The organism is Tenacibaculum sp. M341 (assembly GCF_004337695.1).
GTDB lineage: Bacteria > Bacteroidota > Bacteroidia > Flavobacteriales > Flavobacteriaceae > Polaribacter.
On sequence record NZ_SJXJ01000033.1, the window covers coordinates 1 to 16,107 of the forward strand.

General features: G+C 29.1%; 11 protein-coding genes and 1 pseudogene. 9 read left to right on the forward strand and 3 right to left on the reverse strand.

What is annotated here, in order from left to right:
• Window positions 1–1,304: 1,304 nt before the first annotated feature.
• Window positions 1,305–2,015: a hypothetical protein gene (locus EYW44_RS20910; RefSeq protein ID WP_132727477.1), complete on the reverse strand. Its 711-nt coding sequence runs from the start codon at window positions 2,013–2,015 to the stop codon at window positions 1,305–1,307.
• 758 nt (window positions 2,016–2,773) lie between these two features.
• On the opposite strand from EYW44_RS20910, the gene EYW44_RS20915 reads away from it, so the two are divergent.
• On the forward strand, window positions 2,774–3,205 hold the full coding sequence (locus tag EYW44_RS20915) for a DUF2147 domain-containing protein (protein ID WP_243643709.1): 432 nt from the start codon (window positions 2,774–2,776) through the stop codon (window positions 3,203–3,205).
• Window positions 3,206–3,305: 100 nt separating this feature from the next.
• On the opposite strand, the gene EYW44_RS20920 is transcribed toward EYW44_RS20915, so the two are convergent.
• Complete coding sequence (locus tag EYW44_RS20920; protein ID WP_207893825.1) at window positions 3,306–4,412, reverse strand: hypothetical protein; 1,107 nt, start codon at window positions 4,410–4,412, stop codon at window positions 3,306–3,308.
• A gap of 261 nt (window positions 4,413–4,673) precedes the next feature.
• On the opposite strand from EYW44_RS20920, the gene EYW44_RS20925 reads away from it, so the two are divergent.
• The 4 genes from EYW44_RS20925 (at window position 4,674) to EYW44_RS20940 (ending at window position 8,731) form a co-directional block, all read left to right on the forward strand.
• Window positions 4,674–6,815: a Tex family protein gene (locus tag EYW44_RS20925; RefSeq protein ID WP_132727484.1), complete on the forward strand. Its 2,142-nt coding sequence runs from the start codon at window positions 4,674–4,676 to the stop codon at window positions 6,813–6,815.
• Between the two features lie 63 nt (window positions 6,816–6,878).
• Window positions 6,879–7,274 (forward strand): biotin/lipoyl-containing protein, encoded by a 396-nt coding sequence (locus EYW44_RS20930; RefSeq protein ID WP_132727487.1) that lies wholly within the window; start codon window positions 6,879–6,881, stop codon window positions 7,272–7,274.
• A gap of 220 nt (window positions 7,275–7,494) precedes the next feature.
• Window positions 7,495–7,947, forward strand: coding sequence for a lipocalin family protein (locus EYW44_RS20935; protein WP_132727490.1), 453 nt, complete (start codon window positions 7,495–7,497; stop codon window positions 7,945–7,947).
• A 151-nt stretch (window positions 7,948–8,098) separates the two neighbouring features.
• Window positions 8,099–8,731 carry a hypothetical protein gene (locus tag EYW44_RS20940; RefSeq protein WP_132727493.1) on the forward strand — a complete coding sequence of 211 codons (633 nt, stop codon included), beginning with the start codon at window positions 8,099–8,101 and terminating at the stop codon, window positions 8,729–8,731.
• 96 nt (window positions 8,732–8,827) lie between these two features.
• Here the strand turns inward: EYW44_RS20940 and EYW44_RS20945 are convergent.
• Window positions 8,828–9,166: pseudogene (locus EYW44_RS20945) on the reverse strand (transposase); the annotation flags it as partial.
• Window positions 9,167–9,420: 254 nt separating this feature from the next.
• Here EYW44_RS20945 and EYW44_RS20950 point away from each other — a divergent pair.
• The 4 genes from EYW44_RS20950 to EYW44_RS20965 all read left to right on the forward strand — a co-directional run bounded on the left by EYW44_RS20950 (window position 9,421) and on the right by EYW44_RS20965 (window position 16,078).
• A complete protein-coding gene (locus EYW44_RS20950) occupies window positions 9,421–10,719 on the forward strand; it encodes a PIN domain-containing protein (RefSeq protein WP_132727496.1) in 1,299 nt (432 codons plus the stop codon).
• Window positions 10,720–10,803: 84 nt separating this feature from the next.
• Window positions 10,804–12,771 (forward strand): hypothetical protein, encoded by a 1,968-nt coding sequence (locus EYW44_RS20955; RefSeq protein ID WP_132727499.1) that lies wholly within the window; start codon window positions 10,804–10,806, stop codon window positions 12,769–12,771.
• A 337-nt stretch (window positions 12,772–13,108) separates the two neighbouring features.
• Entirely contained in the window at window positions 13,109–14,575 is a 1,467-nt protein-coding gene (locus tag EYW44_RS20960) for a serine hydrolase domain-containing protein (protein WP_132727502.1), read from the forward strand.
• A gap of 90 nt (window positions 14,576–14,665) precedes the next feature.
• Window positions 14,666–16,078 carry a serine hydrolase domain-containing protein gene (locus EYW44_RS20965; RefSeq protein ID WP_132727505.1) on the forward strand — a complete coding sequence of 471 codons (1,413 nt, stop codon included), beginning with the start codon at window positions 14,666–14,668 and terminating at the stop codon, window positions 16,076–16,078.
• Window positions 16,079–16,107 lie beyond the last annotated feature (29 nt).

Below are 16,107 nucleotides of genomic sequence, written 5' to 3' on the forward strand. Positions count from 1 at the left end.
ATGAACTCCCGCCAAAAACGGACTGCAAATATACAAGCTTTATTTTTAAACCCGCAAGTAAAATTTTAATTATTTTTTAACTTAAATTTCACTCTTTACTTACACTCTGTTAATGAACTTACGCAAACTCTAAAACTACGTTTTGTTATTTGCGGGTGCAAAACTACACACTCTTTACAAACCTACCAAACTTTTTAATGCCTTTTTTTGAATTATTTTACAACTTACAGTTTTTCAGACACATAAAAAACCAACTTTATTATACCATTTGTGATTCTCTTATACTTTATCTTTTCCTTGATGAAAAGAAACAAAAATCAAGACTTATGATAAGAATTGAAAAAATGCTACTGCATCACCTGCCACAGATGAAAAAAACTCACTCCGTTCAAACAGTTTTTCATCTCTTAGCCAACCCTGCTGCATTGATTTTTAAAAATTCTTATCGATAGGTCGGATTGGATTCAATGTTTTGGAATCAAAAAAATATAATACTAATATAGGTTTAGACTAACTTTTTGAATCAATTTTTAAAATCCTCTTCTATTATATATGCTTTATTTTATGATTGAGCATTTCTCTCTCTGTAATATTTATTCTTTGTCTTTTCCTTGATGAAAAGAATCAAAAATCAAGACTTATGATAAGAATTGAAAAATGCTACTGCATCTCCAACCACAGATGAAAAAAACTCACTCCGTTCAAACAGTTTTTCATCTCTTAGCCAACCCTGCTGCATTGATTTTTAGAAATTCTTATCAATAGGTCGGATTGGATTCAATATTAATGTAGGTTTAGACTAACTTTTTGAATCAATTTTTAAAATCCTCTTCTATTATATATGCTTTATTTTATGATTAAGCATTTCTCTCTCTGTAATATTTACTCTTTATCTTTTCCTTGATGAAAAGAAACAAAAATCAAGACTTATGATAAGAATCAAAAAAATGCTACTGCATCTCCAACCACAGATGAAAAAAACTCACTACGTTCAAACAGTTTTTCATCTCTTAGCCAACCCTGCTGCATTGATTTTTAGAAATTGTTATCAATAGGTCGAATTGGATTTAGTGTACTATTATATAATTAAGCTTGTGTTGCGTTAGGGATTGAAGCATTTGTTGGAGCTCTTTTTAATTTTTATCACAGTAATATTTTCTCGCTATCTTTTCCTTGATGAAAAGAATCAAAAATCAAGACTTATGATAAGAATTAAATTTAAGTTTTATTACAAAAACTACATTACTATTAATGCTTTATATAAAGTCTTGATTTGATAATATGTTACTATAATGTTGGGTTGTTTAAAACACTAGGCTTTTTACTTGAATGTATTCTATGGAGTCTGCTCCGTATTGTACTTTTATAAACCTTTTTATTTGTTTGCATTTTGTGATTAAGTCATTAAACATCGTTTTTCTATGTTGTTTTTCTGCTTTTAGGTTTGCTAAACTTACATCTATTTTAGTGTTTACATTTTCTATACTAAGGTGTTTTAATCTCAATGCTCCATACTTTATAAATGAGTTAGATGGATTGTAATCTGTTTTTAAACTTAGTTCTGTTATAATTTCTTTTAGGTTTTCTGTTTTACTTGCAAAGGTTGTTTCTACATTACTTATAGTACCGATCACTTCGTTGTTTTCATTTGTTACTAATGTTGGTGGTGTTGTTCCTCTCATTTTTCGAATACTTTTATTTACTTGCTTTACTCCAACATCTGTTTTTCCGTAGAAAGCTTCCAAATAGTTTTTTATTGGTGATAGTAATCTTAGTACTCCTTCCTTTTCTTTGTAAAATAATTCTCTTCTTTCTTCTACTGTTTTTTTGTATTCGCTTTCTTTTTCTACTAGACTTGTATTTACTTCTACTATTGTATTTATAATTTTAGTTAGCTCTTCTGTGTTTAGCTCTTCTTTTGGTGCTTCATAGTCTTCGTAGTTATTTAAATAGTTAACTAATGTTTTTGCGTTTCCTAAGCGACTTGCATAGGATAAGTGTGATTTTGAACTCATAATTATTTTTTTGTACAAATATATTTTGAGTTGTTTGTTTATAAAATGTGCTTTTCAATGGTTGCGGAGTTTACTTCAATTAGCTGGTGTTATATATGCTATTGTTGATTTTTATTTGGAGTTATTTAGTATAATAGAATGTACTTATTGACAATAGCAAAGCAAGTGTTTTGAGACTGGTGAAAAAGGCGCATATATAATGTAGCACAAATTAGCATAAAAAAAGCCCCTCTCCAGGGGCAGACCAAATTTTATTGTTTGCCTTTTTTAAAAAGGCTCTCAACTACTACATTATAAATATAATAATTAAAACTCTTAATTTCATTAACATGAGTTAAAGGAAGTTACATTTTATATTTTCTTAACATTTAATTTAAACACATAGATACCTTCAATGTATAAACTTATGATTAAGCTTGGTTATTTTATTTTGAGGAAGTATTATCTTATTTTAAAGAGTCCTTATCTTATTTTGAGGAAGCGTTATCTTGCTTTGAATTAACCTAATCTCGTTTTGAGGAAGCCTTATCTTACTTTGAACAAACCTAATCTTGTTTTGAGGAAGCGTTATCTTGCTTTGAATATACCTAATCTCATTTTGAAGAGCCGTTATCTTGTCTTTGAGAGTCTACATCTAATATTAAAGAGGTCTTATTTCACTTTGATTTAAAAACTTGCTTTTATATCTTATTTCTATTTTTTAACTTTCTTGTTCTAATTCTGTAGGTTTTATTTGGTTATAGAGACTAAACAAAAATATGATATCAACTAAGTACATATATATGATTGTTTTTTTACTTGTGATGCTTGACCTGAGTGGACAAAGTATTTTAGGTAAATGGAAAACTATACATGAAAAAACAGGTAAACCTATATCTATTGTTGAGTTTTACGAAAACAACGGAAAGATTTTTGGGAAAATAGTTGAGATTTTAGAGGAGGAACATAAAAATGATCTTTGCTCGAAGTGTAGTGGTTCTGAGAAAAATATTCCGATACTTGGACTGGATATTATAAAAGATATGGAAAGGGTTGGTAAGTATTATAAGAAAGGGACAATTTTTCACCCAGTAATGGGACATCGTTTTAAATGTAGAATTAAACTTTTAGATGATCCTGATAAAATTCAGGTTAGAGGTTATCTATTATTTTTATATGGCACACAGTATTGGGAACGTGTAAAATATTGAGTGTAGTTATTTTTTGATTTCCCTTTTCTTTTATTAAAATATATAATAGGCTTGCTACAAGTAAACGCTTAAAAATATTTAAAGCGTTTTTTATTTGTGTTTATTCTATTATTGAGTTTGTTACTTTTATTGGTGTTTCTTGATGCATTGAAATACTTGGGTATACGGGATACCATGATCCGCCAATGTTATTTTTTATTACCGAGTTATCTATAACAATGTCTCCTGTTTTATTGTTACTGACAAAGAAGATAGAGGAACCAAATTCTACTACTTCATTCTTTTCTATTAATGTGCCGTTTATTGTTAATGTCATTTCATTACCATCATTATATATTGCTCCTCCACTACCCCCACCTGGTGTGTTTGGTCTTGCTGGATTTCCACCTTCACCTATGGCTTTATTGTGTGAGAATACACTATTAATTATTGTCCATGATACTCCAATACTGCTTATTGCTCCTCCATTGGCTCCTACATTTCCGTATCCTTCTGCTCCGCCAAAGGTACTATTTACAATATATACTGGTGAATTATTGTATTGACTGAATACTCTTATGGCTCCGCCTCCGACATCTTGACCTACACTTGCACATTTATTATTAAAAAATCGGCAATTAACTGCTTTAAATCTTCCGCCTCTTACCCATATTGCTCCACCTCCATCAAACTCATTTTCGTTTGTTGAATTACCATCTGCAAATGTGATGTTTTGTACTGTTAGCTGTGGGTGATCTTGGTTGTTACAATGACTTGTGGTCCATACTTGATTTTCATCGCAAGTATTCATGTATAATATTCTTGTTACTCCGTTTCCACTTAGTGTTATGAGCCCTCCTCCATCAATTACAATTTTATCACTTGCATTGTTAAATACTTTTGCTGGTTTATCCATTTTTATTGTCAATGGCTTGTCTCCACAATCAAATACTATTTTACCTCCTTTAGCTACTGCATCTACCACTGCATCACAAGTACAACTTTCGGGTGTTCCGTTTCCAATAACTGTATCTGGGTTTGATACATCTTCTGTTTTGGCTTCATTTGGTATTGGTGAGTTTCCATTTGGGTTTCCTGCTGCTGGTCCGCTTTCAGGGTTTTCTAAAGGATTGTGTATTTGAGGTACTGTTCCTTCATTTTCATTATTTGAACAACTAATTATAATTAGTATTAATGTTGCTAATAATGCGTTTTGGATTTTTTTCATTTTTTTTATCATTTATATTGGGATTATTCTTTTTTTCTATTTAATAAACTAACGTTATTATGGTTATTCTTATTTTTTACAACCTCTGGACTGTGATCGAAAAATAAAAAATAGCTTTATTTAGTTATGATTGATTTATTGACACAAATTTATTGGATGATTGTTTGACTTTTTTACCTGAATTCAGTGAAAAAAGTTGGTGTTGTCTACTGAGTTGATTTAGTATATTTGGCTTTTATTTTTAGAATTTAATTTTTTCCTATGAATATCCTCAGTTATATTTCTTCAAGAGCTACTAATATTTCAGATACTTCTATTAAGAATACTATTGAACTACTTAATGAAGATTGTACTATTCCTTTTATTTCTCGTTATCGTAAAGAAAAAACTGGAAATTTAGATGAAGTTGAAATTGGTTTGATTGTAAAGTTGAAGGAGGAGTTTGAGGCTTTAGAAAAAAGAAAGACTTCTATTTTAAAGGCTTTGGAGGAACAGAATGTATTGACAGATGAGTTAAAGACTAAGGTTATGAATGCTTCTGATCTTACGGTGTTAGAGGATATTTATCTTCCGTATAAAAAGAAGAGAAAAACAAAAGCGGAAACTGCTCGTGCTAATGGTTTGGAGCCTTTGGCTAAAATTATTATGAGTCAGCGTAGTGATGATTTGGAATATATTGCAGCTAAATATGTGAATGATAAAGTTGCTGATGGAGATAAGGCTTTGGAGGGTGCTAGGCATATTATTGCTGAATGGATTAATGAACGAACTGATGTTAGAAATTTGATTAGAAGACAGCTTGAGCGTTTTTCTACCATTACTACTAAGGTAGTGAAGTCTAAAAAAGATGCGTCTGATAGTGCTAATGATGAGGCTATGAAGTTTAAAGATTATTTTGATTGGTCTGAGAATTTTAGCCGTATTCCTTCTCATAGATTGCTTGCTATTTTAAGAGCAGAAAAAGAAGGTTTTATTAGATTGAAGGTTGAGATTGATAACGACCATGTATTAGAGAAAATTGACAGAAAATTAATTAAAAGTAATAATGAGTGTGGTGCTGAAATTCAATTAGCTATTGACGATTCTTATAAGCGTTTGTTGTTGCCTTCTCTTACTACGGAGGCTATGAAAATTGCTAAAGAAAAGGCGGATGATGCTGCTATTACTGTTTTTACTAAAAATTTAGAACAGTTATTATTGGGTGCTCCTTTGGGTGAAAAAAGAATTTTGGCTTTGGATCCTGGTTTTAGAACTGGTTGTAAGGTGGTCTGTTTGAATGAGCAAGGAGATTTATTGCACAATACCGCTATTTACCCGAATGCTCCGCAACATAAGACTTCTGAGGCTGGGCATACGATTGAGCATTTGATAAAGAAATATAATATTGAGGCTATTTCTATTGGTAATGGTACGGCTTCTAGAGAAACGGAACGTTTTATTAAAAACTTGTCGGGTACTAAAAATTTAGAGGTGTTTGTTGTAAATGAAGCTGGTGCTTCTATTTATTCTGCTTCTAAGATTGCTCGTGATGAGTTTCCGAAGGAGGATGTTACGGTTCGTGGTGCTGTTTCTATTGGTAGAAGGTTAGCGGATCCGTTGGCTGAATTGGTGAAGATTGAGGCTAAATCTATTGGTGTTGGTCAGTATCAGCATGATGTGGATCAGAATAAATTGAAAAAATCTCTTGATACTGTTGTTGAGAGTTGTGTGAATAAGGTTGGTGTAAATATAAATACGGCTAGTGCGTCTTTATTGAGTTATGTTTCTGGTATTGGGACTAAGCTTGCTGAAAATATTGTGAGTTACAGGAATGAGCATGGTGTTTTTAAATCTAGAAAAGATATTAAAAAAGTGGCTCGTTTAGGTGGTAAAGCTTTTGAACAGTCTGCTGGTTTTTTACGTATTAAGAATGGTAGTAATCCTTTGGATAATTCGAGTGTGCACCCTGAGTGTTATGCTTTGGTAAAAAATATTGCGAAGGATTTGAAACTTAAAACTGAGGATTTAATTGGTAATAAACAACAGTTAAAGGGTATTGCATTGACTAATTATGTGACTGATGATTTTGGTTTGCCTACTTTAAAGGATATTGTTAAGGAATTGGAGAAACCGGGATTGGATCCTAGAGAGAAGGCTAAGGCTTTTTCTTTTGATGAACATGTGAAAACTATTGAGGATTTAAGAACTGGTATGGTGTTGCCTGGTATTGTGAATAATATTACGAATTTTGGTTGTTTTGTGGATGTGGGTATTAAGGAGAGTGGATTGATTCATATTTCTAATTTGTCTGATACTTTTGTGGATGATATTAATAAGATTGTGCGTTTGCAACAACAGGTTAGTGTGAAGGTTTTAGAGGTTGATTTAGGCAGAAAGCGTATTCAGTTGAAATTGGTTAAATAGGTTTTAGGTGCTGGGTGTTATTGTTTTGGATTCTTGATACTTTATAAGTAGAAAAAGTATATTATGATTGATAAAATTTTAAGTTTTTTATTTCCTAAATCTTTTGATAAAGAAAAAAAAGAATTGTTTCATCAAAATGATGCTATTAGTAGCCCTAAAGATGAAAAATTGCCAGAAAAAGAAGGGAATAATGTCTTAAAAAATGATGCTAAACTTAAATCTGGTGAAATAAAAAGTATTAGGATCCCTAATTTGGGTATTAAGGAGAAGTTGATTTTAAAGAAATGGAATTTTAAAGTTGGTGACACTATAAAGCATGGTGATGTATTATGTGAAATTGATGGTACATCTGTTCATTTAGAGTTTGAAAATATGTTTGATGGTAAAATAATATGGCTTTGTAATACCGATTCAGTACTTTATTCTGGAATGGAAATATGCAAAATTGTGGGAGAATAGTAGGTTACCAACTTTATTGATTCAAAATCAGAAAAAAGTATTAACTTTGTAGCGAAGAAATTGTTATGAGAAAATTACTTACCGTAATTTTATCTAATTTTAAACATAAGAGTTGGTTATAGCTATATATATTGTTTTCTTACATTGAGGAAAATTGTTTTTTGATTATACTTATCAACAAATAAGCTGTGACTAATACAAATTACTTAAGCATATTAAAATGAAAAAAATTAGTTTAATCCTATTTTTAGTTCTTAATTCTTTGTTAGTGTCATGTTCTAGTAACGATAATGATGAAAATATAACACAAGATTTATTAATAGGAAAATGGAAAAGATTTAAAAATGAAACCATTTGTTCATCTGGCAGCGAAAGTTCAGAAGAATATTCTGCATGCCAACAAAACGGTACAATTACATTTAAATCTGACGGAACGTTTGTTGATGAACCATATATCTTTTTTAATAATAATTGTGAAGTAGATGGGGTTTATAATGGTAGTTGGGAGGTTATAGATGGTGAACTTTTTACTAAACAAAATGGTAATGCATCTTCTAAAAAAGTTGATTATTTCCAAATATCTGATAATTCATTGAAAATAGGTTCTAAATCGACTCCCTGTGATAACGAATCTTCTGACTCAATTAAATACATAGAATTTATTAGGTTTTAATTTAAGAGAACTTATTTTAATATGGTATTATTAAGGTTACCCTAGTGTTTAAACATTACCCTTAATTATTACTATTTTAGATATAACTATAATGGGAATAAACATAATTGTGTTTAGCCTTACGTTGGCAATAATGTAAAAAAGAAAATAGATGATTAAAAAAATAGCTCTAATATTTATACTTTTCTGTTTTTCAAATTGTAAAAATTATGAAAGTGAAGATTATATAAATCAGGAAAATAAAGCTATAAATCAAATAATTCCTGAGATAACCAATCTGAATAAAATGATTGAATATAATAATTGGGACACAAAAGATTTAAAATTATTTATTTACAATGAATTAATAGTTGAAACTGCAACTAACTTTGAACCCGAAGGTTATACAATTGGTATAGATGGAGTTCCTTTATCTGAAAAAAGATTAAAAGAAAACAAAAAGGAATTTGAAGAAAAAATAGCTAAATATGAAAAAGAAGAAAAGTTATTTGCTCCTTTAAAAAAAAGAAAAATAAAAACTCGTTCTCTTCAATATAAGTTTAACGTAGATAATCTTAAAATCGAATTAGTAAACTCAGAGAGTGTTAGAATTCGTGATTTAAAAAAAGGAGAATTTGGAATTTTAGCCGTGTCAAGAATAATCTTTAACCGAAATTATTCAAAAGGATATTTATACTACACATTTTATTGTGGTAGTGGTTGTGCTTGGGACAATAATATTGAAATTCAAAAAATAGATGGAAAATGGAAAATAACGGAATATTTTTCTGGAGGAATAGCATAAACACTATTGCCAACAAGGGTAGCCGTTGCACAACTCTATAATTTCAAAGAAAACAACTTTAAATAAGCCTTTTTAAGAGGTCTATTTTTTTAGTAATTACAAAACTACTTTTAATTTTGAGTAAATTAAAAAGTAAGATATAAAGTCTACGAACATCCTTTTTATTAAAAACAGACTATTTATAGCCTTTGCCTTACTTTTTATAGTCTTTTTTATAAATTTTAAATACTTTTTCAGATTATAAGCAATTGCCGATACATGCATCACCTTATTGGCTCGCTTAATCCCTAAAGTATTTATTTTACGAAGTCCCATAAACTGAGTTAGAGTGCCAAAAACAGGCTCTACTGTACTTTGACGTTTGCTTTTCATATAACGCCCTTGCTTACTAGCTATTCGTTTGTTATTACGTTCATATTCCTCTCGGTAATAAGTAACACTAAACAATTTTATCTGTTTTACAAAAAGTATTAAAAATAATACAATAAAGTGATGTTATTGTATAAGAACTTAATATTAAAAACATTGTCCTACTATTTTTATTTTATAATTTTAAGCTCTCTAAAAGAAATAAGCGACTAAACCTCCTATTCCTTTTTATTATTAAAAATAAAACATTAACTATATAACGGGAATAAACGCAATTGTGTTTAGCAATATGTTGTAAGCAACCTAAAAAACCAAACTTAATGAAAGAAAAAGAGTATGATATTTTTGTTAATCAAAAGATTTATCCAAATGCTTCTGAAATTTTTGGAGTTTCCCTTTCTTCATTAAATAAAATTAAAGGAGATTGTAAAATAGTCTTTGACACAAATGCTCTTCTTGTCCCATATTTAACTGGTAGTGATAGTTTAAATGAATTAAAAAAAGTTTTTGAAAAACTCAAAAAACAGAAAAGATTAGTAATTCCTGGACAAGTCGCCCGAGAATTTGCAAATAATAGACCTGAAAAATTAAAAGAAGTCTACCAACAACTAACTAGAAAACAGAATGGCTTGCAAAGTATCAGTATTGGAAAATATCCATTATTAGAGAACATTAAAGAATATAAAGAAGCTATAGAATTAGAAGCAAAGTTAAACGAGCAAATAACTCAGTATCGAAAAAAAATTAAAAGCCTTGTAAACGAAGTTAAGTCTTGGAATTGGAATGACCCAATTAGTGAAATCTACAAAGATGTTTTTACAAAAGGAACTGTTCTTGACCTCAAATTTGACGAAAATGAGGTAAAGGAAAAATTACAATATAGATACTTACATAAAATTCCACCCGGATTTAAAGATGATAACAAACCAGACGATGGAGTTGGAGATTTTCTTATTTGGTTAACAATCTTAAAAATTGCAGAAGAAAAACAAGATGTAATTTTTGTTTCAGGAGATGAAAAAACTGATTGGTATCATAAAAGTGAAAAGAACGGATTATATCCGAGATTTGAACTTGTTAATGAATATAGAATTGCTTCAGGAGGTAAAAGTTTTCACATATTAAAATTTTCCGAATTATTAAATCTACTTGGAGCTGACGATAAAGTAGTTAGAGAAGTAGCGAAAGAGGAACGTCATCAAAAGTCAAAATTATCTATGTTTCGAGAATTTGTAGGTAAAGCCGAAAATGCAATTATGAACTGGTTGCTACAACGTGACGATTTGGGTGTTATACCCAATAATGGGTTTCCTGATTTTGAAGTAAACTATGATGACGGAACTAAATCTGGAGTTGATGTTGTACCAATAAATAGTCAAAGAAATTCTGGTTTAATTTCAATGCATTTTCGTGAAAGATTTTACAGAGCTTATTACGAAGTTCAAGAGAAAGATTATGATAAATTTCAATTCTATTTTGTTGTAGAAACTAGAAACTATCCTTTTAACGAACTTAGAAGAAATATTGAACGTTCAATTAAAAGTTTCAATATGGAAACAGCTAAAATTGAGTATTTTATTGGTTACTTAGACCAAAGTGAAGAATTCAATAAAGTATAAAAAAGGCAGCTTACAACAATGTATATAAAAAATAGCTCAAGTCTGTGCTAACACAAAGGTTTGGGCATAATTTGAACAAACCGAATGTCAGAAACAAAACTTCAAAAAAAATTAAAAACAGACCCAAGGTTTATTCCATATAATGAAAAATATGATTTCGACTATGTTTTAAACTATTTAAAAAAAACAGTGAAATCTAAAACTGGATCATATGTAGAACATAATGCATTAAATTCTTCCTTCTTTAATCCTTATTTCACAGAATATAAAGAATATTTTAAAGAAATAACTAAAGGAAATGACCTAGCATTAAAAGACTTTTTAGAGCTTATAATAACTTTTGCTAACAGAGATTTATATTTAGTTACGGCTAGTCTCAGAGAATCGAATAACGACAGAACCGAAATTGACTATGACGGAATGATGAATTCTACGATTCAATCCAATATTCCTGAATTAGGACAAATCAATGCTCAAGCAGGGTTGGAAGCTAGTCACGATGGACTAAATATGGTTCTTAATATGACACTTAAGAATTATGACGATGATGGCAGTTCAAATTATCAATTGAAACATTTGGATAATTGTGCTAAATTATTGGGATTTAGCAACATCTACATAGTTATAAAGTCTGGTTACGATATTGCGATTTGGGAAGATTATGCAATACGTTACAGTAAAAAAAGTGATGAACTCAAAATTAAAATCATCCATAAAGAGAATCAATACCTAAATAGAATTGGAGAGTACAGATTAAAAAGAAATATTTTTTCAAGCAAAATGGTTGTATTATCTGCATTTCAAGAACAAAACGCCTTTTATCAGTACATTTCAAAAGAAGCAAATAAGAAAAGAAAAGCTAAAAGACTTAAACGTACAACACTTGATGAAAATGAAATTAAGTATAAGTTAGCTGATGGAATTGAAAAAGAAACTGTGTTTAAGGAATTACAATCATTTGCAAGCCTTACAACATATTATGCTTTCATCAGAGATGAAACCTTACCTAATATAAATAATGTAAACCTTTATGATGTTTTAGTTCTATTTACAGAAGTACAACACCTTTTTGGTGAAGCTTTTGAGATTAAAAAAGTTGAAACTGCTACTGATGTTGAAAATTTTAATCTATTTAAACTAAAAATTAAAAAGCACGAATTAGTTGAATATTTACTTCGCAAGACTAAGTACTCAAGAAATCAAGTTAAACAAACTTTAGAGTTATTCATTCAGAAAGAAGGCTTCTATAATATATGGGAAAGGCCTTTAATTGAAATTGAAAACTATTTATTTCCTGTCATTTTACCTTTAATAAGCCCAAATACTCTAAGAATGCTTGATTATTGGTTAGAAAAAGGCGGTTTTGACTTAGACTCTCGTGGTTTACTTTTTGAAAAACATATCAAAAATGTTTTATCATTTGAATTTAAAAGAAAGGGTTACAAATTCAATATTCCAATTGAAAATATCTTTAGAAATAATAATGATGAATTTGAAGAAATTGACTTAATCGTTGAATTAAAAAAAATCACACTGATAGCAGAAGTAAAATGTATTAAATATCCTTTTGACCCAAGAGATTATTACAATATGCATTCTCGACTTATAGAAGGTGCAAAACAGATAAATAGAAAGACTAAGTTTTTAATTGATAACAGAGATTATTTAAAAAACAATGGCTTTTTATCTAAACCAATTGTTAAGCTAGTTATCACAAATTACCCTATTTTTTCAGGTTATAAAATTGATGGAGTTCCAATAACAGACTTTTCATTATTAGAAAATTATTTTATAAACGGTAGATTTGGGAAAGGAAGAATGGTAGGTACGAAAAAAGGTGTTGAAATTGACGACACTTTTCATTCAGAAATTAAATATTATCAAAATGAAGATGAATTATCAGATAATCTTGAAAGCTTTTTTAAAAACCCTATACCAATAACAGAAAAATTAAAGGATGTATATATTGAAGAAACCCAGATAAGTTTACCAGAAACAAATCCGAAGATTATTATGGATTATGTGAAATTTAAACAATCGAATGAAATATAAAAAACTATGCCCAACAATAGTAGCCGTTGCACAACTCTATAATTTTTACAGAAAACAACTTTAAATAAGCCTTTTTAAGAGGCTTATTTTATTTAAATGGCAAAAAAAATAGAGAAAGGAATATCACAGAGAAATGGATTCACTTATTAAAAATAATATGTTGGAATAATTAAATTAGTTATGGTTTTATCTTTTGAAATAGAACCTACAATCCCAAAAAATCATTCCTTTTAACTAACTTTACAATAAAATTGCTAATAATAGCTTACAAAATTTTGTAACTAATTTGAGTAAGTAACATAATCGATACCAAATCGTCTTAATATAAAAAAACACTATGAAAAATATTATTACCTCACTTCTTTTTGCTATTGTAATTTTAAGTTGCCAATCAAATGAAAACACATTTACCAAGCAAAAAGATTTTACGTTCATTACTGATAGCTTAAACATTAACAATCAATTAAAAAATCATAAACTAGCAGGGTTTAGTCTTACTGTTTTTGAAAATTATAAAATTGTTTATTCTAATCAATTCGGTGTAAAATCATTTAAAACCAATGAAAAATTAGATGAAAACACAGCGTTTTCAACCGCATCTATATCTAAGCCTGTTACTGCACTTCTTTGTCACATTTTAGCAGAAAAAGGATTCATTAATTTAGATGAACCTATTGAAAAATATTTAAAAAGATGGAGTTTACCGAAAAGTGAATATACTACAAACGTAAAGCCTACATGGAAACATTTTATGAATCATACAGCGGGGACAACTCAACATGGTTTTGCTGATTTCTACGAAGGTGACACAATACCGTCTATTAAACAAAGTCTTTTAGGACAAATTCCGAGATACGATAAAGAAATTGATTTTTTATTTGAACCAGGAACAAGTTGGCAGTATAGCGGAGGTGGTTATGTTATTATTCAAATGGCACTGGAAGACACTTTAAATAAGCCTATTGCTGAGCTTGCTAAAGAGTATATTTTTGAGCCGTTACAAATGAATAATACTACGATGAAGCAGCCTAACGAAAAAGGTTTCTTAAAAAATGTAGCGCTTGTTCATAATAAAAATGGTGAAGTAATTCGTACAGGTTTACCTATTACACCTCAGGTTGCTCCATCTGGTATGTGGTCTACAACTAATGATTTAGCAAAATTCGCAATTGAGATACAAAATGCATTACGTAATAACAGTAATAGTATTATTTCTAATAAAATTGCTAAAGAAATAACTAAAACTACTGCCCTAAAAAATGCTGTAGGTGGTTGGAGCTATGGATGGCAAAAAACTTTTGGTTTTAATAATTATGACTGGTTTATGTGTAATGGCTCTAATACTGGAGTTGGAGGAGATGTTCATGCAACAATGACTAATGGAAATGGTTATGTTTTTCTTGCTAATGGAGATAAGCCCAATCGTTTTCCGGTAATTAATCAAACCCGTCAAAAACTACAAAAATTAATGAATTGGAATATTCAGATTAAAGAAAATGAAATCCAAAAAATTCCTGTTCAGTTAAAAAATAAGCTTATTGGTACTTATGATGACTTCCTTTTTCAACAACCTAAATTACATGTAGAAATAGTAGAAGAGGGAAATAAACTAATTGTAAAAAGTCCTTATTTTGATTTTATAATGGGAAAGGGTAGTGAAATTGTTTATTTAAAAAATGGGTATTTTAAAATCATTGATTATCCTAACTTGCTAAATTTTGATTTTAATGATAAAAAAATAACTAAAGTAACTTTATACAGAGATAATATTAGTGCTGAAATTCCGATAAAACAGAAAAAATAGCTTACAACTATTGCTAAAAAAATACAATAAGAATATAAAAACTGTTATATAAAACATCACACAGAATAAAATTCTATATTTTCAACCATAATGATTAAATACTTTTTAACCTTACTTATTCTAGTTTCATTTTTATCTTGTAAAAATGAGATTAAGAAAAATGATGAAACTATTTCTACAGAATTAGATAATTACATAAATCAAGTAATCGAAAATCATGATATTCCTGGTTTAGCTGTAACGATTATTCAAAATAATAAAACTTTATATAAAGATTATTTTGGAAACTCAACTATTGATGGAAAAGAACAAATAAAATCTAGTTCAATATTTCCTTTATATTCTACCACCAAATTAATTACAAGTGTAGCTGTTTTTCAACTTATTGAACAAGAAAAACTAAACCTTAACGATACCATTTCGAAATACTTAAAAAATTTACCTGAGCAATGGAATGCCATTCAAATAAAACATTTGTTAAGTCATTCGTCTGGCTTACCAGATTTTGTAAAATATGATAGTTCTTTGTCTGATGAGGAAATGATTAAAAAATTAGCTGAAGATGAAATGGAGTTTGAAATGGGGTATGAGTATAGATATAATCAAACTAATTTTTGGCTATTGGCTCAAATAATTGAAAAAGTTACAGGGGAAACGTATGAAGATTTTGTAATTAACAATCAATTTAATTCTAACACTAATGATGTTTTTGATAATAAAGTTACAGTATCATATTACAACCGAAAAAAGAAAAAGTTTGAAATACCAACATATATAAATGGAAAAAGAGCCCATGCTGCCAATGGAATTAATTTATCTCTAAAAAACATGATTTTATGGAATAGCATGTTAGATAATGATCAATTACTAAAGCCAGAAACAAAATCTTTAATGTGGTCGTCTTTTAATTTTAAAAATGAAGTTGATCGTTTTCTGTTTGGTTGGGGTATTACTGATGTTAATGACATTACTTCTTATGGCTTTTCTGGCGGCAATATTTCAGCGTTTAGAAAATTCCCAAATCATAATACTACGATAATTTTATTATCTAACGGATATAAAATTCCTGCTTTTGATATTATTATTAATGATTTAGCTAGAATTGTAATTACTGAATTAAAAGATAAAAATATTGGACTTGAAGAGTATGTTATAACTCTTATCAACAACAAAAAGTACAAAGAAGCTCTTTATTCATTTAAAAAACTCAAGACAGAAAACACACAACTAGATTTTTTCAACCTTAGGTTTAGCGTTAATACTATTGGAAATATTGCTTTAAACAATGATGATTTTATAAATGCATTGGAGGCTTTTAAAATTAATGCTGAAGTTTTTCCTGATTGGTGGGTTTCTTATGCAGGAATGGCTGAAAGCTATGACAAGCTTAATGATACATCAAATGCTGTATTCAATTATAAAAAAGCTATAAGCTTAAATAAAAACTCTAATTCTGGTTATACTATTTTTATGAAAGATCGAATAGAAAAGATTAATAAATAATACTAACATTCTATAAAAAATACTCTAAA